We start from the raw sequence: 25,955 nt of genomic DNA, 5'->3' as shown, positions 1-25,955 counted from the left end.
CTTTCTTGTATGAAAATATCATATAGCTAGTATGTAGTTAGCAAGCGTGTATTTTATGCGTATTTGTCTTTCGATTAGTGCATAATTTAGTCGTTTCGTGAGTCAATGCGTGGCAAACCAAAAGTTCTAATTTTGGGGGCATTGAACGGCGCGGGCTAGGCCCTTGATACCGTTTTCTGCCAAGTTCGTGTCACGTTCCCAGAAAGCGGTTATTTATAAGAAAGCTAGGGAATTCATGATATGCGAATTATGGCGTAATGTGCGAGCTTTTTGTTTGAAATCTAATAAAAATATTATGCGTGCAATAGCAGTTTTTATAAGCTCATGCTGTATTCTGTCTTTGTGTGCGTGCGGATCAAACAATAGTAAGCAGAATAGTAAATCTGGTCTTCAAAACGTTTCGTTTATGCTTTCGTGGATACCTGATACTAATCATATTGGCATATACGTGGCAAAGAATATGGGATGGTTTAAGCAAGCTGGTTTACACGTGAATATTTTGGCTGTGTCTCAAACTGGTGCCGAGCATGCTGTTGACTCGGGTGCTGCGGATTTTGCTTTAAGTAATATTACTAGTCTTGCAGATTTCAGTACAAAAGGCACTAAATTGAAGGAAGTTTTGCAAGTTCAGCAAAAGCCTAGCGCAATTTGGTGCTCTCTTTATAAAAATACTAAAATTCATTCTCCTAAAGACTTTGATGGTAAAACTTTTGCAACCTTTGGATCTGCAGAAGGTGATGCTGTGATTCGTAGAATGATTCAGCACGATGGTGGCAAAGGTAAGTTCGATAAGGTTACTGTTGGTACTTCTACGTTCCGTACGCTTGAATCTGGAAAAGCTGATTTTGGTGGTTTTTATGGTACTTGGGAAGGTGTGCAGGCGGAAATGTATGGTCCAAAGTTGCGTTGCTTTAAGACAGCAGATTATGGAGTTCCTGGTCAGCCAGATACGATTGGTGTTATTACTAACGCAAACACAGTTAAGCGCAATCCGAAGCTTGTTCGCGCTTTTGTTAAAGCCGTTAAGCGCGGTTATGAATACGCTTACAATCATCCAGACGAAGCTGCGAACATTTTAGTAAAAGAAGCTCCTGAAGCTAATCTTGATGTGAAATTCGTTAAGCGAAGCATGAAGATGATTGTTGACGGGCAATATTGGGGTAATCGTGCAGACATAAAAAGCGGCAAGTTTGTGTTCGGCACAAATGATGTTAAGGGTGCTCAAGAATACTTCGACTTCCTAAGTAAGGAAGGTGCGTATACGGATTCTAAAGGCAAAGTAACATATAAAACTCCTCAAGCAAAAGAATTAACTACGGACGAATTTTTGAAGTAGTTTACGCAATGACTTGAGTCTTGCTAAAATAAAGTACAGTATATGAGGGCGTATCGGGTAGTTGTATAATCCAGCTTCAATCGATACGCCCGTTTTGTTGTTGAGTTTATAAGATTGGGCGTGAATTATGGCTTCGGATTTTTGGCTTATTGCTGGCCTTGGCAATCCTGGATCTAAATACGAAGGTACTCGTCATAATATGGGATTTATGGTTGCGGATTTGCTTGCTGAGCGGTGGTCAATATCTTTTTCTGACCATAAAGGCTTGTCTAAACTTGGCAAGGGAGTTATGAATTTAGACGGTAAGTCCGCAAAGTTCTTCCTTGCTAAGCCGCTTACTTTTATGAACGATTCTGGAGCTGCAATATCTTCTATAAGCTCTTATTATCAAATTGAGACTGACCATATTGTGATTGTTCACGACGATATGGATTTGGATTTTGGGCGCATTAAAGTAAAAGCTGGAGGCTCTGCTGGAGGCCATAACGGTATTCGTTCTATTGATCGCAGTCTTGGAACTCCGCAATATGCGCGCGTAAGAATGGGTGTTGGGCATGCTCAGCGTGGTGCTCATGCTCACGATAATACTGTTAATTGGGTTTTGGGCGGATTTGCTGGTGCGCAAAAATCTGAACTTCCTAATTTTTTGGCAGATGGCGCAGATGCTGTAGAAAGTGTGATTTTCCGCGGGCTTGCAGCCACTCAGGAGCATTTTAATGGCAGATAAGTATGATTCTTTTGCTAACAAAATGCTAGATTCTAAAGATTTTAATATTTCTGATGCTTCTTTTGAAAGCATACTTAAAGATATTTGTAAGAAAAATGATTCGTTTAAGTCTTTAGCTTTGCTTGAAGAAGATTTTTCTAATCCTCTTAATGTGTATTGTCCAAGTGGAGCTAGATCTGCTGTAGCTGCTGCAATGGCTACTAAAAAGCCTGTTGTTTTAGTAGTTCCATCTGGTAGAGATGCTTTAGAATCACTTGAATCAATACGCGATTTTTATAATGGGAACCCTAAAGATATTGCTAATCTTGAAGCTTGGGAAACTCTTCCGCACGAGCGTCTTTCTCCTAGAGCAGATACTGTAGCAAGCAGAATGGCGGTTTTTAGGCGATTAAAGCATCCGCAAAGTGGGGAAGATAGCAAAAGTGGCAAAAGCAGCAAAAGTGGCAAAAGTGCCATGTTTAGCCCAATTCGCGTTCTTGTTATGCCAGTTCGTTCCCTTATTCAGCCAGTTGTTAAGGGTCTTTGCAACGTAGAGCCGCTTGTTTTTGAATGTGGCAATGAGATTTCTATTGAGCTTGCTACAAAGCGACTTGTTGAAAACTCGTATAATCGCGTGGAACTTGTTATGAATCGCGCTGAATTTGCCGTTCGAGGCGGAATTATAGACGTTTTTCCTCCAACAATGGATCATCCTGTGCGTATTGAGTTTTTTGGAGATGAGATTGACGCAATCAAACAATTCCACGCATCTGATCAGCGCACTTATGGGAAGAATATTAATAGTGTTTGGGCTACACCTTGCCGAGAATTGCAACTTACAAAAGATGTTCAAAAACGAGCAAGGTCTTTGATTGGTAAAATTCCAAATGCTCAAGATATGCTTGAATCAATCGCAAATGCAATACCTGTAGAGGGTATGGAATCTTTGATTCCAGCATTAGTTGACAACATGGAACCAGTGGAAAATTTGCTTGATAAAAACGCAATAATTTTGCTTTCCGACTTAGAAAAATGCAAGCGTGCAGCTAACGATTTAGTTAAAACAGCAAACGAGTTTTTGGCTGCAAGTTGGCATGTTGCTGCGTCTGGCAAGGGTGCTGGAGCTCCAATAACATTCGATAAAGCTAGTTTTCTTGATTTTGGCAGCGTTTTAGAAAATCTTGAAAACAACAATCATCAAGTAATTAACTTAAACAGTTTTGCAATAGATAAGTCGCTAGAAACCGTTGATTCTAAAGAAGAAAACGAAAATAAAGTCGTAAAAAATAACTATTTAGACTTGTGCATTAAATCTCCTCAAGAATTTAGAGGAGATAGTGAGAAGATTTCTAGCGGAATATCGGGTCTTATTTCTAACGGATACAAGGTTTATATTAGCGCTGCTTCAAGTGGAATTTTAGCAAGGCTTGCTCGAGCTGTGCGCGCAAGTGGCGTATTTGATTTTTCGGAAGTTCAATCGAAAATAGTTGACGGTTTTATAGATACGCAAAGTAAAATCGCAATTCTTAGCGAAAGAGATTTAACAGGAAAGTCTTCTTCTGCAAGTGGTTTTAAGTCGCCAAAGCGTAGAAAAAAAGAAATCGACCTTCTAGACCTTAAGCCAGGAGATTTTGTTGTTCACGAACAGCACGGAATTGGCAAATTTATAGGCATGAGGCAGAGGAATGTAAAAACTTCAAACGGAGAAGCTACGCGCGAATATTTGGAAATTGAGTACGCGCCAAGTAAACGCAATGCTCCTGCGGATAAGCTTTTTATTCCAACAGATCAGCTTGATTTAGTTAGCAAATATATTGGTGCCGAAATTCCAAAGCTAAATAAGCTTGGAGGCGCGGACTGGGCTGCTACAAAAGAAAAAGCGCGAAAAGCTGTTCAAGAAGTTGCGCAAGACTTGATTAAACTTTATTCTGCACGAGCATCTAGCAGCGGATTTGCTTTTAGCGCAGACACTCCTTGGCAAAAAGAGCTTGAGGATGATTTTCCATACCAAGAAACTCCAGATCAGCTTACGACTATTGACGAAGTTAAGCAAGATATGCAAAAGCCAATTCCAATGGATAGGCTGATTTGCGGAGACGTTGGTTTTGGTAAAACCGAGATTGCTGTGCGCGCTGCTTTTAAGGCAGTTCAAGACGGAAAGCAAGTGGTTGTTCTAGCGCCAACAACTCTTTTAGTTCAACAACATTACGAGACTTTTACTAATCGCTTTTCTGGATTCCCTATAACTGTTGCTGCAATGAGTAGATTCCAAAGCGAAAAAGAGGTTAACAATACTATTCAAGGCCTTGAATCAGGAGAAGTTGATGTTGTTATTGGCACGCATAAGCTTTTGAATCCAAACATAAAATTTAAGGATTTAGGTTTGGTGATTATAGACGAAGAGCAGCGTTTTGGTGTTGAGCACAAGGAGACTTTGAAAGCTTTGCGCACAAACGTAGACGTGCTTAGCCTTTCTGCAACGCCAATTCCTCGAACGCTTGAAATGGCTGTTACTGGTATTCGCGAAATGTCTACTCTTGCTACGCCTCCAGAGGACCGTTTGCCAGTCTTGACTTATGTTGGAGCTTACGAAGACGCGCAAGTGGCGGCTTGCGTTAAGCGAGAGTTGCTTAGAGGTGGCCAAGTATTTTACGTGCACAATCGAGTAGAAGATATTAGTAAGGTCGCGACTAATATTCAAAAACTTGTGCCAGATGCTAGGGTTGCTATTGCGCACGGAAAAATGGGTGAGAAGCAGCTCGACACTATTATTCGTGATTTTTGGCATAGAGATATTGACGTTCTTGTTTGCACTACGATTATTGAAACGGGATTAGATATTTCTAACGCTAATACGCTTATTGTGGATCATGCAGACAGATTCGGCTTAAGCCAGCTTCACCAATTGCGCGGGCGCGTTGGCAGAGGTCGTGAGCGAGCGTATGCATACTTTTTGTATGATCCGTCTAAGCCTATGACTCAACAAGCGCATGATCGCCTTGCAACAATTGCTCAATATACTGCTCTTGGATCTGGATTCGATGTTGCTATGAAGGATTTGGAGCTTAGAGGCACTGGAAACTTGCTTGGCAATGCGCAAAGTGGCCACATTGAAGGCGTTGGATTTGATTTATACGTGCGAATGGTTTGTGAAGCTGTTGAAAAATACAAAGAGCCAGAGCATAAAGAAACTGTTTCCACGTCTATTGATTTGCCTGTTGAAGCTTCGATTCCAGTTGATTATATTGATTCCGACAAGCTTCGTTTAGAAGCGTACCGTAAGCTTGCTTCCGCTAACAATAATAAGGATTTGCAAGAGTTGCGAGATGAGTTGCTTGATCGTTTTGGTGAGCCGCCTGAAGCGTTTAGCATATTGTGCGATGTTGCTCGCTTGCGTTTTAAGGCTCGTGATCTTGGTATTACGCAAATTAGCTCTCAAGGTAAATCGGTTCGTGTTATTGGTTTAGATCCAAAAGAATCGTTGTGGATGCGTTTGCAAAGGATTTACCGCGGAGTTAAGTATCGTCCGCTTACTCATACGCTTATTATTCCATCGCCTTTTGAATCTTCACTTGGAACTAGCGCAATGAGTGAGCGCGAAATACTTGATTGGGTGCGTCAACTTCTTGAAGATTTAGCTTGGTAAAGTAAATTATTGCGTTGTTTATAGATAAAGGCGGCCGCTATTTTTGCAGTCGCCTTTATTCACATTATTTTCGAGTTACTTATTGCAAAGCTTCTCTAAGTTCATCTTCTATTTCACTATGATTTACAGGGCGATTTTGAGCGTCAAGATGCTCGCGATCAATGTTCCATTGCTTATAAATCTTGCCATCTTTTATCATAAGAATGCGGTTAGAAAGTCTTACAGCTTCCGCAATATCATGCGTAACCATAAGTGTAGTCCAGCCATATTTAGCTTGAAGATTATTAAGCAAATCTTGCATATCGAAGCGCGTAAGAGCATCCAAAGCTCCAAAAGGCTCGTCAAGCAACAATAATTCAGGACTTCTAACTAAAGCTCTCGCTAAAGATACGCGCTGCTGCTGGCCTCCAGAAAGCTCAGAAGGCCACTTGTTATCGTAGCCAACAAGCTGCATTTGGCAAAGCGCTAAATGCGCAATATTCTTAAGATCTTGCTTGCTTCCTTCCATGCCGAAAACAACATTTTTGTTTACAGAAAGCCACGGTATTAGTCGTGCATCTTGAAAACCAATAGCCTGACGGCTTGTTGCATGAATGCTGCCTTCGCTAGGAGTTAGAAGTCCTGAAATTATTTTCAAAAGCGTAGTTTTTCCGCATCCCGATCTACCAATAAGCGAAACAAATTCGCCCTTTTTAATTCTCATCGTAATGTTTTTCAATACAAAAGAAGAATTATTTGCAAAATCGTTTTCTGTATTTTTATCTTTTGCACTTGCGAAAGAAATGCCCAGATTCTCTATACTAACGCAGTAATCGCTATCGTTAATATTTGATTTGCAAGTAGATTCTTTGGAAACGTCTACATTGCTACGCTTATGAAAAATGCTATTAAACATAGTCGTATTTTAATTACAATTAGTGTTTTAATTACAATTAGTAATCGTTTACTTGCTGCAGTCGATTACAGCTTTAGAGAAATCAGGAACTTCTTTAATGAATCCGTATTTAACATATTCCTTAGCTTGTTGTTTAAGCATTTTCATAGTTTCTGCATTCATTGGTCTGATTTGCGGAATGTCAAACTTAGCTAATTCTTTCATTGTTTCATCGGATGCGCCAAACTTCTTATACATGTCAAGAATAATCGAATGCTTCTTCTTAACTCTTTTACCTTCTTCTACTAAAGCACGATACATTTTCTTTAATAACTGTGGGTGCTTTTTAGCAAATTCAGCAGATGCAACTTGGATTCCGAAGTTAATATTTCCATAATCTTTTGCGGTGACTAGAAGTTTTGATCCTGGAGTTGCAAGAGCTGCAGCAAAGTTCTGATCGAAGGTTGCTAATGCATCAACTTGACCAGTTGTGAATGCTGCATGGAAGTTCTTTGGGCTCATCTCTACTTCTTGAACTTTAGATGGGTCAAGTCCTGCTTTTTCAAAGGCTTTGTGAATTATATAATCTCCACTTCCACCTTTAGCAATAATTCCAATCTTCTTGCCGTACAAGTCTTTAAGCGTTTTGATTCCGCTATTTGGTGCTGCTACGATTCCTTGAGCGTTTCCATTGTAATAGTTAATAGCATAAGCAACCCATGGCTGGCCTTTGGATATAAAATGAATAAAATGGCCAGATCCTGTGGTTGTTACGTCTGCGTTTCCAGAAGTTACTGCAGTGTTTGCTTCTGGAGGAACATATGGCCCGCTAAATGTAACCTTTGCCTTGCCAAAGATCTTATCTGCCATCTTTGTGTTATTTGAAAGAGTTGTTAAATAATTTGCAGAAGTCAAATATGCTACTCTTAAAGTTCCAGTATCTTCTTTTACTTGCTTAGTAGTATTTGTGGAAGATTTTGCGGATGATGCTTGTGTTTTATTGTTCGAGCTTCCGCATGATGCTAGGGTGATTGCTGTGCAAAGCGCGCAGAAAGCTGCTAATGCTCGCTTACTTGTTGTAGATAATGCGAATTTAGCCATTTTATTCTCCTAATTATTTTGCTAATATTCTTAGTTCTGTTTGATTTTAACCATGGATGAACGTCGCTCAGGCATGCAAATTTTTTCTAAAAGTGTTGCAATTCCTTCAGAAAGTAGGCCTGCAATCGCGTATAAAACTATGCATAGCAGCATTTGATCTGGTCTGTAAAATTCTTGTGATCTTGCAAGAACATATCCAATTCCTTTTGAAGCGTTGACTGTTTCACACGTTACCAATGCCACCCAAGACACTGATATTGCAAAGCGTAAAGCAGTCATAAAGTTAGGTAGCGCTCCTCGAAGAAGAATTGTGAAAAATACTGTTTTGCTATTTACTTTGTATGCGCGAGCTAATTCCAAGAGTTTGGGATCAATATTACGAACTCCATCCCTCATATTTACGTAGAACGTTCCAAATACGCCTATAGCAATAAGAGCTATTTTCATAGTCTCACCAATGCCTAATAAAATAATAAGCAAAGGTGCTAGTGCAGTAAAAGGAACAGACCGTAGCATGTGGCCAGGCTTGTTAATAATAATGTCGCCCAGCTTTGTGCTACCAGAAATAACTCCTGCTGGAACTGCAATTATCATTCCTAAACATAATCCTGCAATAACTCTTGTAAAACTAATTCCCAACGAAGGCCAAATTAAACCTTCTGAGTTTAATTCTTGAAAAGCGTTAATTACTTCTGCAGGTGATGGAATGTGCCTAGTCTCTTTAGGCCCAAGTGTAGCTAAAAACCATCCAATAAGTATGACAAGTGTAGAAAGCCATGGCACACATAAACGTAGTGAAGAAGATGCATTTTTTAGCATGCTCTTACAATGGCTAACCATTCGACATTCCCTTCGATAGTACTAGCTATATCAGGTTCGACGGGTATGATCTCAGCAATTACAATCAAGCAAATAATTGCACCCCGTGTCAGTTTGTTATTATTGTACAAAGGTGTGGACAAATTAACAAAAGCTTAGATTATATAGTCTTGTATGCTTAACGACTTACGTTGCGAAATAACGTCCATAAAACGCATTAATCTTAAATATGTTACACAACCAACAGATAAATAAGGAGTAGTTGTGGCAGCTATTGAAAGCGTATATGCACGCGAAATTTTGGATTCTCGTGGAAATCCTACTGTTCAGGTTTATTTGGAGACCGAAGATGGCGCTCAAGGAATTGGTTTAGTTCCTTCTGGTGCTTCAACTGGTGAGGCAGAAGCTTGGGAGCGTCGCGATGGCGATAAGTCTCGCTACCAAGGCAAGGGTACTTTGGAAGCAGTTAAGGCTGTTAACGAAGTAATCGCTCCAAAGGTTATTGGCATGGATGCCTCTGATCAGCGCGCTCTTGATGAAACAATGATCGAGCTTGATGGCACTCCAAACAAGGGCAAGCTTGGCGCAAACGCTATTCTTGGCGTTTCTCTTGCTGCTCTTTATGCTGCTGCTGAGTCTGCTGAGCTTCCTTTGTATCGCTACATTGGCGGTACAAATGGCCACATTCTTCCAGTTCCAAACATGAACATTATGAACGGTGGTGCTCACGCTGATTTTGCAACCGATATTCAGGAATACATGATTTCTCCATACGGCTTTGCTACTTATAGCGACGCTTTGCGCGCTGGCGTTGAGGTTTATCACACCTTAAAGAACGTTTTGAAGAAGGAAGGCTTGGCTACTGGTCTTGGCGACGAAGGTGGCTTCGCTCCAAAGATGAAGTCCAACGAAGATTCTTTGAAGTACATTATGGATGCAATCGAAGCTGCTGGTTACGAGCCAGGCAAGCAGATTGGTATTTCCCTCGACGTTGCTTCTTCTGAGTTCTACAACAAGGAAACTGGCAAGTATCGTTTCGACGGCGAAGAGCGCGAATCTGCTTACATGCTTGATTACTACGAGAAGCTCATTAACGAGTATCCAATCGTTTCTATCGAAGATCCATTCCAGGAAGAAGGCTGGGATGATTGGGCAGCAATCACCAAGCGTCTTGGCGATCGTTTGCAGTTCGTTGGTGACGACTTGCTCGTTACTAATCCAAAGCGTTTGGCTAAGGGCATTGAGCTTGGAGCAGCTAACTCCTTGCTCGTAAAGTTGAACCAGATTGGTTCCGTTACCGAGACTCTCGACGCTATTGAGCTTGCAACCAAGAATGGCTTCACTTCTATGGTTTCTCACCGTTCTGGCGAAACCCCAGATACCACCATTTCTGATCTTGCTGTTGCTAAGAACACCGGCCAAATCAAGACTGGTGCTCCTGCTCGTGGCGAGCGTATTGCTAAGTACAACCGCTTGCTTGAGATTGAAGAAGAGCTTGGTTCTACTGCTCAGTATGCTGGTTACAGCGCATTCAAGGCTTGCAAGAAGTATATGAAGTAATATGCTAGAGCTTTTATAAGTTCTACGTGAGTCTTGTTTAAGATCTAGACTGTAGCATAATTCGGCCAGTCGCATTCGTGCGATTGGCCGTTTTTCGTATATTTTAGCGATTTTTTGAAAAAATATATAAATTTTTCTAAAATTACTTTCATTCTCATCAAAATAGTGCTATTTTTTATGGAAAACTAAAAACGGAAGGAGATGTTTCATATGAGAAAAGTCGCAGTTATAGGCATGGGAAACGTTGGTGCAGCAGTAGCGCATCAACTTGTTGTTGGCGGTCATGCTGATGATTTGTATCTTTATGATACAAACGAGGCAAAAGTGAATGCCGACGCATTGGATTTTGAAGATTCAATGGATAATGTGCCTTTTAACGTTAATATTACGGTTAATGATTATGAAGCATTAAAAGACGTAGAGGTAATTGTAAGCGCCTTGGGTCACATAAAGCTTTTGGACGTTCCTCATCCAGATCGTTTTGCAGAGCTTAAGTATAATCGTAAGGAAGTTGCAGAAGTTGGTGCAAAGATTAAGGCTTCTGGATTCCATGGTGTTTTAATCGACATAACAAATCCTTGCGACGCTATTTGCCAGCTTTACAAGGAAGCTACTGGTCTTCCTTACGAAAGGATTATTGGAACTGGCACTTTGCTTGATTCTGCGCGCTTGCATCGTGCAGTAGGCAAGTTCTTTGGCGTGCATCCAAAGGCTGTTAAGGGATATAGCTTAGGAGAGCATGGTGATTCGCAATTTGTTGCGTGGTCCACAGTTAAAGTCTTTGAGCAGCCTATAACAGAGCTTATTAAAGAAAAGAACATGGATTTAGATGCTATTGATGAGGAAACTCGCGAAGGCGGTTTTACTGTGTTCTACGGAAAGAAGTACACAAACTACGGTATTGCTGCTGCTGCAGTTCGTTTAGTGGATGCAGTTCTTTCGGATTCTAAAGAGCAAATGCCTGTTTCTAACTATCGCGAAGAATATCATTCTTATCTTTCTTACCCAGCAATTGTTGGTAGAGAAGGAATTGTTAAGCAATGCCAGCTTGATTTGACTCAAGAAGAGTTGCAAAAATTGCAACATTCTGCAGATACGATTTTGAGCAAAGCTCAAATGGAGTAATCTAAAGTCAAAACTCTAAAGACTACAGCTTAATAATAAGCTTAATAATAAAGCTAAGAGTTGATTGCGGTCAGTGGCCTTGTGCTGCTGGCCGCAATCTTATAAGCGCGTGTGCGTCACGTCGAATATTCAAAGTAATTTAGAAGTATGATTTTAAGAAATCGCCGCATGACTGCAAATACAGTTGACGAATCAAATCAGCCTCAAAAAAAGAAGCTGTTTTCTGGTTCAATCGTATTTGTTTCCATGATAGTTGTTGTATTTCTTTGCTGTATTGGTCTTATATCAACAATTCGTAACTATGCTTTAAGTTTGGCAGAATTGCACGCTTTGCAAAGAGATGAGTCTGCTTTGAAAGATAAAAAGCAAGCTCTTAATAACGATGTAGAGCGTTGGAAAGACAAGGCGTATGTTGCAGCTCAAGCAAGGGAAAGATTGGGGTTTATATTTCCAGGGGAGCAAGCTGTTAGAGTAGAGCATCCAGAGGCGATTACTGGTTCTGTTCCAGAATCGTTTAATAAGGATGATTCTTTGTACGAAGATAGAAAAGCGTTGCCGTGGTATAGTGACTTGTTTTATGCGCTTCACAAGGCAGATAAGCCAGACGATATGAGCTTTAAAGCTAAAGAAAATGATGAAAGTAGCAAGTCTTCTAAGATTAATACCACTAAGCAAAGTGGCAAACAAAATAATCACTCCAATAGCACAGGCAAGTCTAATAAATCTAAAAGTAATAATGAAAAGTCAACAAACAAAAAACATAGTAATAATGGTAATAAAACTAGATAGAATTAAAACTAGATAGAATTTAACAATAATAGTTATATACGATTTTAAGATGCGCAATGTATATGGAGTGTAACATGGGCCTAAACGCAAAGTTATTAGTGAGTAAGCTACTAGAGAATCCTGCAAATAAAGCAGACAAAAACATTGTAAAGCGTCAATTAGGAAGATTTCCAAGGGGCATGGTTGCAGTCGGCGCTAGATGCGTTTGTGGTAGGCCACTTGCTGTTATTACGCGTCCATGCTTAGAAGACGGAACTCCTTTTCCTACAACATGCTATTTAACAAGTCCAGAGGCTGTTAAAGCTGCTTCGCACCTAGAAGCACAAGGCTTTATGAAGGAATGCAATGATTTGTTAAACACTAACGAAGAAGTTGCTAAAAAATACGAATATGCGCATAAAGCGTATTTAGAGTTTCGCAAAGAGTTAGCTAATCGATTAAACGATAGCGAAGAGCATATTAAAAACATGAGTGCAGGCGGAATGCCAGTTCGTGTTAAATGCTTGCATGCTTTGCTAGCTCAAAGTCTTGTTATGGGCAGAGGCGTTAATCCTATTGGAGATATTGTTTTAGACAAAATCGCAAGTGAGTTTAGTCCAAAAGTTTGCAAATGTACTACTCCTTGGGAAGATAATGACTATGCTCAAAATGAAGATGAAGAATCGCTCAATCTTGGTTGCAAAAAAGTTAATCGAGAAGGCGTATCTAACAAGTCTGTTTGTGTTGCTGCAATCGATTGTGGAACTAATTCGATTCGTCTAAAAATTGCTAGAGTTGATGAAAATGGCATGAAAGATGTTGTTCCTAGAATGCTTAGGGTTGTACGCTTGGGGCAGGGAATTGACGAAACGCATATGTTTGCGCCCGATGCATTAGAGCGTGTAAAAGAAGCTGCTAAAGAGTTTGCTAAGGTTCTTAGCGAGCATAAGGTGGATGCTATTCGTTTTGTTGCAACTTCTGCAACAAGGGATGCTCTAAATAGAGATGTGTTTGAACAAATGATGTTTGAAGAACTTGGAGTGCATCCAGAGGTAATTAGTGGAACTGAAGAAGCTGCTTTGAGTTTTTTGGGAGCAACAAGTGTTGTTTCTAGAAAAGACTTGCAAGCGCCTTATCTTGTTATTGATTTAGGTGGAGGCTCCACAGAGCTTGTTTTAGGCGGAGATGGCGTAAATATTGCTGAAGATAAGGTTGATTCTGCATATTCTATGAACATTGGTTCTGTGCGCATGACTGAGCGTCATTTGCATACGGATCCGCCTACCGAAGAAGAGATATCTTGTGCAATTAAAGATATTGACAAGAATATAGATGAAGCGTTAAAGCATGTTGATGCTGGTAAAGCGCGCACGATTATTGGTGTTTCTGGCACTGTTACAACTATGGCGGCTCTTGCGATTGGCTTAAAGCATTATGATCATAAGGCTGTTGATGGAGTAAAAATCGCGTTAGATCAGGCATATACGGTTAACGATAGGTTCTTGCATATGTCTAGGGAGAGGCGCCGCACGTATGCCACGATTCATCCTGGAAGAGTTGATGTTGTTGGCGGAGGGGCAGTTGTGTTAAGTCGCGTTCTTGAGCGTCTTGCTAAAGAGGCTTATCAAGACCATGGCGGAGTGCTGGAAACTTTTGTTGCAAGTGAGCACGGTTTGTTGGACGGAATCACTCTAGATTTGGGTCGTAGAACACTCGCCACACGCTGAGTTGTTTTTAATTGTTTTATATGGCATAATTAATGACTGTTGCCTCCGTGGCGGAATTGGCATACGCATCAGACTTAAAATCTGACGCCCTTACGGGCTTGTGGGTTCGAGTCCCACCAGAGGCACAAATCTTACGCTGCGAATTTAATTTTTTCGCGTATTATGTTAATTCTTTGTTGCAAATCGTAAATCTTTAGGCTAAATGCTTGCTTTTCTATAAAAAATATTTGTATTCGGGCTTGCGTTAATTGAGAATCGTACTAATCTATACCATTAATTGCATTAAAAGCAATTGCAATGCATTAATTATAAAGCAATCACAAATACAGTAATTGCAAATAGGAAAAGAGACATAATGGCCGATTTAGAAGTCGCTCCAGAGTTTAAGGATGCCTACGATTCTTATGATCATAGCGATCCTGCTCTGTTAAACAAATTAGCTGGCAACTTTACCGTTTTGCCTAACGACAATCCAGTTTCTAGTGCTAAGCGCAACGAACTTATTGATAAGCCAGCATTTGGTCAGATTTTCTCCGACAATATGGTTCATATGTCTTGGACCAAGGGAGAAGGCTGGTCTGATAGGCGCGTTGAGCCTTACGGTCCGTTAAAAATGGATCCAGGCGCATCTGTTCTTCATTACGCGCAAGAATGCTTTGAAGGCTTGAAGGCTTATAAGCGTTCCGATGGTTCTGTTTGGCTTTTCCGCCCAGATATTAATGCTGCGCGATTCCAAAATTCTGCTAAGCGTTTGTATTTGCCGGATCTTTCTATTGACGATTTTATTGGATCGGTTGCAGCTTTAGTTAAGCGAGATAAAGAGTGGGTTCCAAGCAGGCGTGAATACACGCTTTATATGCGACCATTTATGTTTGCTTCCGAGCCTTTCCTTGGTGTTCGCGAAGCTCACGAGGTTGAGTATTGCGTAATTGCTTCTCCATCTGGCCCATACTTTAAGGGCGGCTTAAAGCCTGTTAGCATTTGGGTAGAAGATCAATGGTTCCGCACTGGTCCTGGTGGAACTGGTTTTGCTAAGTGCGGCGGAAATTATGCTGCTTCTTTGCTTGGCGAATATAAGGGTATTGAGCACGGATGCGAGCAGGTTTGCTTTGTGGATGCTGCAACTAAGACTTATTTGGAAGAGCTTGGCGGCATGAACATGTTTGCGCTCCACAAGGATGGTCATTTGGAAACTCCATCTTTGACTGGTAGCATTCTTCCAGGCGTTACTCGCCGTTCTATTATTCAACTTGCAAAAGAGAAGGGTCATGATGTTGTTGAAACCATGATTCCTCTTAAAGGCTTGCTTGACGACATTCGTTCTGGCGAAGTTACGGAAGTTCTTGCTTGCGGAACTGCTGCAATCATTACACCAATCGGCAGATTTAAGTCGGATGAATTCGATCTTAAGGTTGCAGACGGCGGTGTTGGTGCTCTTACGCAAGAGCTTCGCGATGAGCTTCTTGGCATTCAGCTTGGAGATGTTGAAGACACTCACAACTGGATGTGGAAGGTGTGCGACTAGTTAAGAATTAAAATCGTTCAAAATTAGTCGTAAAAACGTTATTATATTTGCTATTTAGCGCGTCATCTTATGTTTATAACATTTTATGTTTATAACAAGTGGCGCGCTAATTGTATGCTTGATTATCTATAGGTTTATTGTTAGTTAGATTTTGTTTTTAGTGTTTAGCGCATAGAAAGGGAGTATTGTGGAAGGGGCATTAGGCGACAACGTTTTCTTCCTTGTTGTTGAATACATAGCTATGGGTTGTTGCGGGATGGTTGGTGGAATGTGGGCTATTCGCAAGAACTACGATATTTTTGCAATAATCACAACATCTTGGCTTACAGCATTGGGTGGCGGAATTGTTAGAGACGTTTTGCTTGGAGCTTTGCCTCCTGTAGGAATTGCGGATAGGGGATTTGTTTTTACTGGCCTTGCATCGGGTGTTATTGTTGCTTTTGCTCATCTAGAAATTGATGAGTGGAAGTGGCTTATGTTAACTTTAGATGCTTTAGCATTGGGGCTTTTTGCTGTAAATGGCACTGCTAAAGGCTTGGATTTTCACATGTCTGGAATGGCTTCCGTGTTTTTAGGCATGGCTACCGCTCTTGGTGGTGGTTTAATTCGAGATATGGTTTTGAATCAAGTTCCTGTAATTGTTAGAGATAAGCATTGGTATGCGCTTCCTGCTGCAGTTGGGTGTGTTTTGACGGTATTTGTTGTAAAAGCACAACGCGCAGGGTGTTTTGATGTTATTACAGAGATGATTTTAGACACGCTTATTGTTGTGCTAGTAGTTGCGATGCGATTAATGTCTGTAAAGTTTGATTTAACACTTTTTGGTGCAATGAATCGCAAATCGCCAATAAAAATAAGTAAATATCGTAGGCATAACACATATAATCGTAAAATTTCCGATAAACCTATAAAAAATACAGAAAAAAATAATCAAAATAAGTAGAAAATCTAGTCTAATCTGAATAAATATCGGTTAGTGTCTAGAGTTTGTCTTTGCCTATCTTAATAATAAAACACATCGACCAGAGGTCGCGCTCAACAAGAGTAGCAATCATTAGCCAGAAAGAGGCGTTAAGTGATTTGTAAAAGGGGAGAGCGCCGAAGTTTGTAGGTTATTCTTTCTAGCTTACAAGCTGGGACTTGGCTTAATAGGCCAAGGACTGTCGCAGCAATTTTGGCAATTTGCTGCGGAGTGCTATCGACATGCATACTGTTGCTTGTTTGCCTCTGTTTGAATATTGTCAAAAGGAGGAAACAATGAGTAACAACAGTTCATCAAATACTGAATCTCAAACCGTTCATCGCGGTCTAAAAACACGCCACATTTCCATGATTGCTTTGGGTGGAAGCATTGGAACAGGCTTATTTGTAGCTAGCGGTGCAACAATCCACATGGCAGGCCCTGGGGGTGCGCTTTTAGCGTATGCTGCAATCGGCATTATGGTTTATTTTCTTATGACATCTCTTGGGGAGATGGCAACGTATATGCCAATTAGTGGATCTTTTGCATCTTATTCTGGAAAGTTTATTGATCCAGCTTTAGGATTTGCAATGGGTTGGAATTATTGGTTTAACTGGGCAATCACAGTTGCTGTAGATATAAGCACTGCAGCAATCGTCTTGCAATATTGGCTTCCAAAGGTGCCAATTTGGGTATTTTCTCTAACAGTTCTTGTTGTTATTCTTTTGATTAATATTCTTACTGTTAAGTGCTTTGGAGAAACCGAGTATTGGCTTTCGATTATTAAAGTTGTAACCGTTATTATATTCCTTGCTATTGGTTTGCTTACGATTGTTGGAATTTTAGGCGGAAAAGCGCCATTGCTAAGCAACTTTACGCATAAGAATGCTCCATTTGCTGGCGGAATCCCAGCTGTTTTAGGCGCGTTTGCTATTGCAGGCTTCTCGTTCCAGGGAACAGAGCTTATTGGCATTACAGCAGGCGAATCTGCAACACCAGATAAGAGCATTCCAAAGGCTGTAAAGCAAGTGTTCTGGCGTATTGTTTTGTTCTACATTCTTGCAATCTTTGTAATCGCATGCATTATTCCATACACAAGCCCAAGTTTGCTTGGATCGGAAGCTAGCGATATTTCTATAAGCCCATTCACGCTTGTGTTCCAGCGCGCAGGATTGGCAATTGCAGCAACAATTATGAACGCTGTTGTACTTACATCTGTTATTTCGGCAGCAAACTCTGGAATGTACGCTTCTACTAGAATGCTTTACGCTCTTGCAAAAGATGATCACGCTCCAAAGATGTTTGGAAACGTAGATAGAAGAGGTGTTCCAATGCAATCTTTGGTTGCAACGTTTGTTGTAGCTCTTTTAACATTCTTAATGAGTATTTTTGGAACGCAAATTTACATGTTCTTAGTTGCTGCAAGTGGTTTGACTGGATTTATTGCCTGGGCAGGAATTGCAGCTGCGCACTACAGGTTCCGCAAGGCGTATATTGCGCAAGGAAAGTCTTTGGACGATCTTGTTTATAAAGCTAAGTGGTATCCATTTGGCCCTATTGTGGCTCTTGTATTGTGCATTTTGGTTATTGTTGGACAAGATCTTGAATCGTTCCACACGCTTAATTGGCAAGCGATTGGCATAACTTATATGTCTGTTCCGCTATTCATTGTGCTTTATGTTGGATACAAGATTAAGTATCACACTAAGGTTATTCCGTTAGATCAAGTTGATTTAACAAAGTGATTAGAGTATAAAAAATGCGCTCAGTGATTTGCTGAGCGCATTTTTTATTGATTAACAGAGGTTATTATTTGTTTCCTTTGTCATTAGTTGGTGGAGGTGTAGTGCCGTCAGGATTTCCTGTTGCTGCTTCAGGTGTAGGAACTTGTGGATTAGGATTTTGTGGCTGCTTTTTCTCTTCCTCTTCCTCTTCCTTCTTCTTTCTATCTTCTTCTGCCTTCTTTTCGGCTTCTCTAATCTCTTTTCTCATTTGCTCTAATTCTTCTACTCTCTTTTCAGCTGGATTCTTTTCAGCTGGATTCTTTTCAGCTGGATTCTTTTCAGCTGCAGCCTTCTTCTTTTCTGCTTCTCTAATTGCTTCTTTTGCAGCATCTTCTTCTTGAGCTTTTTTCTTTGCTGTTTCTACAGGATCTGGAGGAATGTTAGGAATGGTAAGTCTTGGCCTGCGTTGTACTCTAGGCGCTTTTCTAATAATAGAATCAGTAAGCTTTTGCAATTGCTTTTGGCTTTCTTCTTCTTTCTTTTTGTCTTCTTGAGTAGACTCGTCGCCTGCAGCTTTATCAATCATAATAGAAGTGATGCTGCGAATTCGTTGAGCGTTATCGGAATACCATTGCGCTGCTGCAACAGCTTGAGCATTTTGCGCGCCTAAAGCTTCTGGTGAATTTGCGTTGCACACAACTGTTTCTGGAATGCGCAACTTCATAAGCTTATTTAGTAGTTTGCCGTTTTCGGAATCTTCTTTAGCAAAAGACACAAGTAGAGAATTTTTAATAAGTTTGTTCCAAGATTTGTTTGCTTTAGTTACTTGCGCAACTTGAACTTCGCAAGCTTTACGAGCCTCTTTTACGCGAGCATTATGCTGAACGCTCCAGCATAATGCGCCTATGCAAAGAACTAGCGCAAGTACTACAAAGCCAGTTATAAGAACTATCATCTTCTTTTTATTGCCATTATTCATGACTTTGGAGATGTTTTCTAACATATTTATCCTCTGTTTATCAATATTTGCCAAGATTTGCTTTATGCAAACGACCTTTACAGTTTACGCCAAAGCAAGTACGTAATGCCTTGCAACTTATAGGTTTTTGGCCTATAACCCGAGAGTTTGACTTAGCTTTGATGTAGCTAAAATTTTTATAAAACAAAAAACCACCAGACGAACTGGTGGTTTATTTTGCTCCTGCGGCTGGGCTTGAACCAGCGACCATTCGATTAACAGTCGAACGCTCTGCCAACTGAGCTACGCAGGAATATCTTCCATGCTTGGCTTTGTGCCGTGCACAAGACATTTATATTACACGGAATTTGGCAATATGCAAATATATGCTCGTTTGGGCGTGTCGAAAATTGTTAAATGTTGAAATATCAAGGTTTTATAGCCTTTAACCACATTGCTTAAAAAATCTTTACTAAAAAAGAATCGTATGAAAAACTTTTAAGAACGTAAATGAAATTAGCAAAAACCCTTAAAATACGCCACTTTTAGTGTGAAATTCAAAGGAGAGAAAACATGCGGAAAATATTGAGTATAAAAGTCATTTATAAAAAAATGATGCAAAGAATCATCAAAAAAATTAATCGAATAAAAAAATATGTTTTGAAACATAAGATAATTTTTGTATACATAATAGCGTTTTTTGCTTTGATTGCATTTATTACACTAATTCGTGTTCTAGAAAATACGAGTATTAGCAAAAGCGTTGAATATGAGTACATTCAAGCGAATCAGCAAGATGCGTATACGCAATATGCGAATATTTGTAAAAATAATTCTAAAAAGCATGTTTTAGCTACAAGTATGAGTGAGGATTCTAAGGAGGAATATTGCAAGTCTAGGATGATATATCCAGTAAAAGAAGCAAATATTATTAAGGATTTTGATGCTCCAAGCAAGCCTTGGCTTGCAGGCCACAGAGGTGTTGATTTACAAGCTAAAGAAGGCGATGAATTGCGCGCGCCACAAGACGGAATAATCGCCTTTGCGGGGCTGGTTGCTGGAAAGTCTGTTGTAACAATAAGTCATGGTGTTTTAACATCTACATTTGAGCCTGCATATACCGATTTGCCTGTTGGATCAATTGTTAAAAAAGGTCAAAATTTTGCATATGTAACAGTTGGATCGGATCATTGCGATAATCTTTGCGTTCAATGGGGATTAAAACGAAAAAACAGAACGTACGCAAACCCAAAAAAGATGGTTCAAAAACAAAAAATAGTGTTAAAGTCAAAAGAAGACTTAAAAGAAAAATAGTAAAATACGTATCGTATAGTGTGTATAGATTCTTGAGTAAAATGTTGAGAATCATTGCTTAAACAATATGCGCAATTTAAGGAGCGGTTATGCAAAAGTATTCTCGCAATCTTGATGAGAAGATTGATTACGACGCAAATGTTTTTTCGCTTCTTGAAGATCGCGTTAATCGCAAGCCAAACGACCCTTTGATTGAATACATTGCAAAAAGCGGAGAGTGGAATTCTTTTAGCGCTAAAGAGTTTAGAGATTTAGTTATAGCGGTTGCAAAAGGGTTTATAGCGCATGGCGTTATGCCAGGGGATTCAATATCTATAATTGCTCATACTTCTTGGCAGTGGACTTTGCTAGATATGGCAATAATGTCTATTGGAGCTTTAACTGTTCCAATCTACGAAACAAGCTCGGTGAGTCAAATAGAAAACATTGTTAACGATTCCAATGTGAGCATGATTTTTGTTGAAGACGAAGCAATTAGAGAGAATGCATTGATTGCAAAAAAGTCGTGCAAATGTCTTGAAGAAATATTCGTATTGAGTTCAGATGCAATAGATGCGTTTATTGAATACGGAAAAACCGTTACGGATGCAGAATTTTACGAAAGAGAAAAATCTGTTAAAGGTAAAGATTTATCAACAATTGTTTATACTTCTGGATCTACTGGAGAGCCAAAAGGCATTGAGCTTTCGCACGGAAACTTTGTTTTTATAGCAAAGTCTGGAATACTTTCTATGCCAGATATAGCGTTAAAAAGTAAGAATGGTAATCCACGACTTTTGCTGTTCCTTCCTCTCGCACACGTTTTTGCGCGATATATGCAATTCTTTTGCTTTACCGGAAACGTTACACTTGGATTATCTAGTAATCTAAAAACAATACTTAGTGATTTCAAAAGCTTTAGACCAACATTCGTGCTTGGTGTTCCTAGAATATTTGAAAAAATCTACAATGCGGCTTCTCAAAAAGCAGGCAGAGGATTAAAAGGCGTTATGTTTGCGTTAAGCGCAAAAGTTGCTAAACAATGGTCAAAAGCGCAGCAAAATGGTGCAATGGTTTCTCCATTGATTGCAATAAGTCACGAATTCTTTAAAAACACTGTATATAAGTCGATTTTGCAAGTTTTTGGAGGATGTGTTGAATACGGTGTTTCTGGTGGTGCTCCTTTAGACACATCTATATCTCACTTCTTTAATGGAATTGGGCTTCCAATTCTTGAAGGCTACGGAATGACAGAAACATGCGCTCCATCAATGGTAAACCCTACAAAGGGATACAGAATTGGAACAGTAGGTATTCCAGTTAAAGGCGTGTCTGTTGCAATAGATAATGAAGGTGAGCTTTGCATTAAAAGCCCTGCAGTATGCGTTGGATACCATAATCATCCAGAAATAACAGAAAAGCAAATAGTAAATGGTTGGTTGCATACGGGAGATTTTGGCCTGCTAGAACCAGATGGATTTGTTAGGATTACAGGCCGTAAAAAGGATTTAATAATAACAGCTGGCGGTAAAAACGTTTCTCCAAGCATTCTAGAAGCTTCTGTTATGACTTGCCCAATAGTTTCTCAATGCGTTGTTGTAGGAGATAGAAAGCCGTTTATATCGGCAATTATTGTGCTTGATTTGGCAGAAGTAAACTCGTGGCTTATATCTAGAGGGGCAGGGGCTGTGCGCTCGCTGGATGAAGCTCGGAAAAATTCGATTGTAAGATCCGAAATCGAGCAAAGTGTTGTAAAAGCAAATTCTAAGGTTTCTAGAGCGCAGTCGATTAGAAAGTTTGAGATTGTTCCAGACGCATTTACGCAAGAAAATGGATTGGTTACTCCAAGCCTTAAAGCAAAAAGAAGCGTTGTTCTAGAGCGTTACAAAGATCTTATTGAAAATAAGATTTATGCTCCAAGAGTCAAAAGATAATCGAAATAATCTCTACTAATAGTGTGCAAGCTAGTGCATAAGATTAAGCTGCCTAGTGTAAGGCGTTAGTGTAATGCAATGGAGTAAAGCGATTAAAGCCCAGCGTCTGCAAGAGTCACATAGCCTGGGTCTATTAAAAGCGCTTTAAGATTAGTTGCGCTGATCGCAAGAATGTCTTCATTTGCAACTGGTACACCTTTTTGCGAATCACTATTGTTTACAAAAATGGTTACATCTTCTAGTTGCGTAATCTTTCCAGTAGTGTTTAACGAATTACACTGTTTTGCAACATCGCTAGAAATCTTTTGGATGTTTTCTATAGAAGTCATCCATTGCTTTCCGTTTACAAGATTAGGCAAAGCGTCTTTGTATGCTCCGTAGCCTGTAATAATAGGCCATTTTGAATCGTTTACAATAGTGTTTGCATACTCACTTTGACTATCTTGGACGCTACTTTGATTGCTATCTTGTGTGTTTTTATTTTTGTTACTTTTTTTGTTTGCTTTTTGTTTTTTGAGCTTATTATTTTTTACATTAGATGGCAAAGGTACTCGTTTTTTACTCAAGTTGCGTTTTCCAATAAAGTTTCCAATAATGTCTGGAAGAGTAAACGAAGGATTAATGTCTGCAGAGCTGCCCTTATATCCAAGTTCTTCTAAAGCGCTTTCTGTTTGCATAGTAACTTGATCTTCTAACGCAATAATTCCATCTACGTGTTTTGTTGGAGTTGCTTTGGAACTATTTTTTTCAATAAGTCTAAATTCAAGTTCTTCTTTAACAGAATCGGAATTATCTGCATCTATAGCAACGTTTTTCCAGTCATTTTCAGTAGAATTTTTGTTAAGCTTTCCAGAAGGAGAAAACATTAGTCCAGACTCAAAATATGGCTTTAGAACTTTCCAGATTCCTTCAAACGCAAGTTTGGAAAATTCGTCATCAAAGTCTGGAGTTTTATACAAAGAATCCTCGGAGTTTATTGTGCGTTTGTTTATTCCAACATGAAAATGAACATTTTGCTTTTGATTATGGCAAGGCAAAAGCACTTCCACGCTTTTTGGATTATCTTTAGATGCTTGATTTAGAGCCAATTTTTGTACAAGAGTGTAGGCTTGAATCTCTCCAATTCTTTGTGCGGAAGAAAGATTAAATAGAATATCTGGCTTAAATCCTTTACTTAGTCTAGAAAGCATAACAACGTGCATTCCAGCTTTTTTAGCAAGCTCTAAAGCGCTAGAAAGCCTATTTTCTGCTTCTTCTTGATTCTTTAAATCATCGTCATTTAATTGATCACTATTTGAATCTGGTTGAGTTACATAATCTCCATAATTGTTGTGTCCGTTTTTATTAGTCCAAGGAGCAACAACAATAGTCGTTTTTGAAAGCTGCTTTTTTGCGCTATCTTGAAGATTCTTAACATTTGCTTTTGAGCTTTTACTTTTAGATTTAGCGTTATCTTTAGAATTTAGTGATGTAATAGTGTTTACAACATAATCTTGAATATCTTGACTTTGATTGTACAAGCTATTAGAAGACTTAGTTGTGATTGCGTTGCTAGAAAATCCTTGCTTTTTTAACGATTTTACTATTTCTGGAACAAGATTATCCCATGTGCTTAATGGAGTTTTTCTACTTAAATTTAGGCCATCAGAGGGTGTAAAAACTATAACGTTGCCGTGGTCCACTTGAGCTTTTGCGCTAGGAGACGCGTTTTGTGCACTAAATCCGCATGCGCAAATCGCAAGAAGCATTGTGCTAGCTGCTATAACAGCAATAGTTTTGCGCAAAATATGCTTATGCGTGCGAATCATAGTTAAAACCTTTCGTAAATTTTAGTTTTGTACTTACTTGTCTATTAGTTTCTATTAAATTATCTAATGCAAATTTACCTATTAAGCAAATCCAAGCACATATCTCGATATTCGCTAACGTAGCCTCCACCGAAGAAAACACAATGACCAGCAATAGGGTAGAGTTGCCAAATTGTCATTCGATTTTCAAAACCAGATTTTAGTTGATGAACAGACTGGTAGCCGTCTAGAATCTGCTTAAAATAGCTGATTCCAAATAAGTGAAGCATTGATAAATCTTCTTCGCGGTGGCCGCCGTGAGCTGCAGGGTCAATTAAAACGGCTTCTGTGTGTTCTCCGTCTTCGCTTTTAGTCCAAAGAACGTTACCGCTCCACAAGTCTCCATGAACGCGCGCTGGCTTATCTTCAGCGGCTTTTCCAAGCAAATCTGGCAAAGCGTCAATAACTTTATTTGTAAGATCTAAATCGCTTTTTGTAAGACTTCCTCTAGAAATGCCGAGGTTTACCATTGGCAAGAGCCTGCCTTCTGCCAAATAGTCAATAACATTGTTCCAAGTGCCGCAATCCATTTTTACCGGGTCGCTTAATGGTCCAAAATAGCATGTGCCATCATAATCTGCAGGTGGCTCCCCAAAATATTTCGCACCGAAATCGTGCATATGCGCCAAAGACGCTCCAAATTCAAGCGATGCTAAAGGAGTAGGGCTTGTAGTTTCAATGCGTTCAATGTTTAAGTAGTCTTTTCCCCAATCAAAAACTTTAGCTACTTTAGGACCGCCATAGTCGTAAGCTTCTCGAAGCCAGTTAAGGCCACGACCTTCGCATTCAAAGAATCGTTCTGGTGCGTATGATCTACTCTTTTTATACACGTTATTACTCATAGCAACCTTCTTAATGTAGTAGCATATGCGGCTTATAGTTACACACTTAACAAATATTTTATGAATAAACTAAATTATTCCTAGCATCACTATTCTAATGAAGTATTAGCACAATGAGTGATGCTGCGTTTAATTTGCAATAAGATGAGTACAATACTTACGCCAAGTAGGATGTGTCCGATTCCTGCTAAACCAGTTATGGAAAAATCTATAGATGGACTGAGATGTAGACGCATTACTTGTGCAATTCCACGAGTAATCATCATTACTGCTGTTAGGTTGAGTCCAATATGATAAGTTATTAGGATTCTTGTAGTTTTTTCGTTACTAAAACCGAAGTTTTTCTCAAATAGTATGAGTAACAGAAAAACAACCATTCCAAGTATAAAGTAGTGTGTGTGAACTACAGCAAGCATACTTTTTGCATGGAAAGCATTAAATTTTGTAAATTCGCGATAAAAGACGCCGCCAATCATGGCGAGGACAGCATACAACAAAGATGTATTAATATAACGTTTCATAACATGGTTCATAGTAACTTCCTTACGTAGAGTGATAGTCAAATATTCCTTAGTAATGTTGATGTTGTTACAGGTGTTTGTAAGCACTATTGCATAGTATGAGTGTTTTTGTAACGCGGACATACGGTTTTAACAAATTGATATCCAAAAAGCAATCCTGCTAAGGCTAATGCAGAGCCTAATCCCGTATAAAACACGGCAATAAAGCGCTCTGGGGCGATATTTGTTGCACGAAGAACAATTCCAAAAGTCATCATAAAAGCCATTATTATAAAAGATTTAACGTCAAAGAATTTAAGGAAAAATTGCTTGTTTTCTTTGTAAGCATTGATTCTAGTTGTGTGCTTTTTAACGAGTTTTCCAAAAATAAACACTTGGAATATTGCAAAAACAGCTAAAGATAAAGTGAAGTTAATAGGAGATAAAAAGCTTGAGTATGCACTAATGCCAATTTTAAGAATGTTGAATCCTGCAAATCCCCATACAAGGCATGCGATTAATAAAAGTGTGTTCTTTGATACCTTCATAACTAACCTCGTTAAATCATATTATTTCTAGTAAATTCTTATGTTAAACTCTTAAAACAATTGTAGTAATGATTTTTATAAAAAACGCTAAATAATAGTATTTTGTGAATTGTGCATTAAAACTTTCAAAAAACACAATAAAATATGCTTAAAAGTTGTAA

At 39.3% G+C, this 25,955-nt stretch carries 20 protein-coding genes, 2 tRNA genes and 2 riboswitches; of the genes, 13 read left to right on the top strand and 9 right to left on the bottom strand.

The window, feature by feature from the left end; all coding sequences use genetic code 11:
- The first annotated feature begins 295 nt into the window (after positions 1–295).
- The 3 genes from HXT45_RS04395 (at position 296) to mfd (ending at position 5,688) form a co-directional block, all read left to right on the top strand.
- On the top strand, positions 296–1,336 hold the full coding sequence (locus HXT45_RS04395; protein WP_421782305.1) for an ABC transporter substrate-binding protein: 1,041 nt from the start codon (positions 296–298) through the stop codon (positions 1,334–1,336).
- A gap of 127 nt (positions 1,337–1,463) precedes the next feature.
- Positions 1,464–2,063: an aminoacyl-tRNA hydrolase gene (gene pth, locus HXT45_RS04390; RefSeq protein ID WP_016784905.1), complete on the top strand. Its 600-nt coding sequence runs from the start codon at positions 1,464–1,466 to the stop codon at positions 2,061–2,063.
- Positions 2,053–5,688, top strand: a complete 3,636-nt coding sequence (mfd, locus tag HXT45_RS04385; RefSeq protein ID WP_421781384.1) for a transcription-repair coupling factor — start codon at positions 2,053–2,055, stop codon at positions 5,686–5,688. The genes pth and mfd overlap by 11 nt, the downstream gene beginning before the upstream one ends.
- Before the next feature lie 79 nt (positions 5,689–5,767).
- Here the strand turns inward: mfd and HXT45_RS04380 are convergent, their stop codons facing one another.
- From HXT45_RS04380 to HXT45_RS04370, 3 genes are read right to left on the bottom strand one after another with little or no spacing between them, the layout of a single operon-like run.
- A complete protein-coding gene (locus HXT45_RS04380; RefSeq protein ID WP_421781382.1) occupies positions 5,768–6,583 on the bottom strand; it encodes an ABC transporter ATP-binding protein in 816 nt (271 codons plus the stop codon).
- A gap of 48 nt (positions 6,584–6,631) precedes the next feature.
- Positions 6,632–7,663, bottom strand: coding sequence for an ABC transporter substrate-binding protein (locus HXT45_RS04375; RefSeq protein WP_421781380.1), 1,032 nt, complete (start codon positions 7,661–7,663; stop codon positions 6,632–6,634).
- A 30-nt stretch (positions 7,664–7,693) separates the two neighbouring features.
- On the bottom strand, positions 7,694–8,482 hold the full coding sequence (locus tag HXT45_RS04370; protein ID WP_421782303.1) for an ABC transporter permease: 789 nt from the start codon (positions 8,480–8,482) through the stop codon (positions 7,694–7,696).
- A 10-nt stretch (positions 8,483–8,492) separates the two neighbouring features.
- Positions 8,493–8,599, bottom strand: a riboswitch (TPP riboswitch).
- Between the two features lie 147 nt (positions 8,600–8,746).
- Between HXT45_RS04370 and eno the strand changes: the two genes are divergently transcribed.
- The 8 genes from eno (at position 8,747) to HXT45_RS04330 (ending at position 17,893) form a co-directional block, all read left to right on the top strand.
- Complete coding sequence (eno, locus tag HXT45_RS04365; protein WP_004111823.1) at positions 8,747–10,042, top strand: phosphopyruvate hydratase; 1,296 nt, start codon at positions 8,747–8,749, stop codon at positions 10,040–10,042.
- A gap of 210 nt (positions 10,043–10,252) precedes the next feature.
- Positions 10,253–11,167 (top strand): L-lactate dehydrogenase, encoded by a 915-nt coding sequence (locus HXT45_RS04360; protein ID WP_421781378.1) that lies wholly within the window; start codon positions 10,253–10,255, stop codon positions 11,165–11,167.
- Between the two features lie 147 nt (positions 11,168–11,314).
- Positions 11,315–11,956, top strand: coding sequence for an FtsB family cell division protein (locus tag HXT45_RS04355; RefSeq protein ID WP_421781376.1), 642 nt, complete (start codon positions 11,315–11,317; stop codon positions 11,954–11,956).
- A gap of 74 nt (positions 11,957–12,030) precedes the next feature.
- Positions 12,031–13,662 (top strand): DUF501 domain-containing protein, encoded by a 1,632-nt coding sequence (locus tag HXT45_RS04350; RefSeq protein ID WP_421782301.1) that lies wholly within the window; start codon positions 12,031–12,033, stop codon positions 13,660–13,662.
- Positions 13,663–13,703: 41 nt separating this feature from the next.
- Positions 13,704–13,787: transfer RNA gene (locus HXT45_RS04345), tRNA-Leu, on the top strand.
- A gap of 230 nt (positions 13,788–14,017) precedes the next feature.
- The gene (locus HXT45_RS04340; protein ID WP_004130487.1) at positions 14,018–15,187 is read left to right on the top strand and encodes a branched-chain amino acid aminotransferase; all 1,170 of its coding nucleotides are present in this window, start codon (positions 14,018–14,020) and stop codon (positions 15,185–15,187) included.
- Positions 15,188–15,374: 187 nt separating this feature from the next.
- Entirely contained in the window at positions 15,375–16,130 is a 756-nt protein-coding gene (locus HXT45_RS04335; RefSeq protein WP_421781374.1) for a trimeric intracellular cation channel family protein, read from the top strand.
- A gap of 71 nt (positions 16,131–16,201) precedes the next feature.
- Positions 16,202–16,393: riboswitch (Lysine riboswitch) on the top strand.
- Positions 16,394–16,444: 51 nt separating this feature from the next.
- Positions 16,445–17,893 (top strand): amino acid permease, encoded by a 1,449-nt coding sequence (locus tag HXT45_RS04330; protein ID WP_248901239.1) that lies wholly within the window; start codon positions 16,445–16,447, stop codon positions 17,891–17,893.
- Positions 17,894–17,957: 64 nt separating this feature from the next.
- Here HXT45_RS04330 and HXT45_RS04325 read toward each other — a convergent pair whose 3' ends face one another.
- Together HXT45_RS04325 and HXT45_RS04320 are read right to left on the bottom strand one after the other, a co-directional pair.
- Positions 17,958–18,875 (bottom strand): hypothetical protein, encoded by a 918-nt coding sequence (locus tag HXT45_RS04325; RefSeq protein WP_421781373.1) that lies wholly within the window; start codon positions 18,873–18,875, stop codon positions 17,958–17,960.
- Between the two features lie 195 nt (positions 18,876–19,070).
- Positions 19,071–19,143: transfer RNA gene (locus HXT45_RS04320), tRNA-Asn, on the bottom strand.
- A 260-nt stretch (positions 19,144–19,403) separates the two neighbouring features.
- On the opposite strand from HXT45_RS04320, the gene HXT45_RS04315 reads away from it, so the two are divergent.
- Both HXT45_RS04315 and HXT45_RS04310 read left to right on the top strand, forming a co-directional pair.
- Positions 19,404–20,144, top strand: coding sequence for a M23 family metallopeptidase (locus HXT45_RS04315; protein WP_020758608.1), 741 nt, complete (start codon positions 19,404–19,406; stop codon positions 20,142–20,144).
- Between the two features lie 89 nt (positions 20,145–20,233).
- Complete coding sequence (locus HXT45_RS04310) at positions 20,234–22,057, top strand: AMP-dependent synthetase/ligase (RefSeq protein ID WP_421781370.1); 1,824 nt, start codon at positions 20,234–20,236, stop codon at positions 22,055–22,057.
- Between the two features lie 92 nt (positions 22,058–22,149).
- On the opposite strand, the gene HXT45_RS04305 is transcribed toward HXT45_RS04310, so the two are convergent.
- From HXT45_RS04305 to HXT45_RS04290, 4 genes are all read right to left on the bottom strand, one after another.
- On the bottom strand, positions 22,150–23,865 hold the full coding sequence (locus tag HXT45_RS04305) for a hypothetical protein (RefSeq protein ID WP_020758610.1): 1,716 nt from the start codon (positions 23,863–23,865) through the stop codon (positions 22,150–22,152).
- Between the two features lie 74 nt (positions 23,866–23,939).
- Positions 23,940–24,746 (bottom strand): fructosamine kinase family protein, encoded by an 807-nt coding sequence (locus tag HXT45_RS04300; protein ID WP_421781368.1) that lies wholly within the window; start codon positions 24,744–24,746, stop codon positions 23,940–23,942.
- A gap of 89 nt (positions 24,747–24,835) precedes the next feature.
- Positions 24,836–25,279, bottom strand: coding sequence for a DUF2871 domain-containing protein (locus HXT45_RS04295; RefSeq protein WP_082258755.1), 444 nt, complete (start codon positions 25,277–25,279; stop codon positions 24,836–24,838).
- A gap of 74 nt (positions 25,280–25,353) precedes the next feature.
- Positions 25,354–25,794: a hypothetical protein gene (locus HXT45_RS04290; RefSeq protein WP_020758613.1), complete on the bottom strand. Its 441-nt coding sequence runs from the start codon at positions 25,792–25,794 to the stop codon at positions 25,354–25,356.
- Between the last annotated feature and the right edge of the window lie 161 nt (positions 25,795–25,955).

It is taken from the genome of Gardnerella sp. DNF01199S, assembly GCF_049244155.1.
Classification (GTDB): Bacteria; Actinomycetota; Actinomycetes; order Actinomycetales; family Bifidobacteriaceae; genus Bifidobacterium; species Bifidobacterium piotii.
Note: the sequence above shows the minus strand (reverse complement) of the source record. Positions and strands in the feature narration are given on the sequence as shown.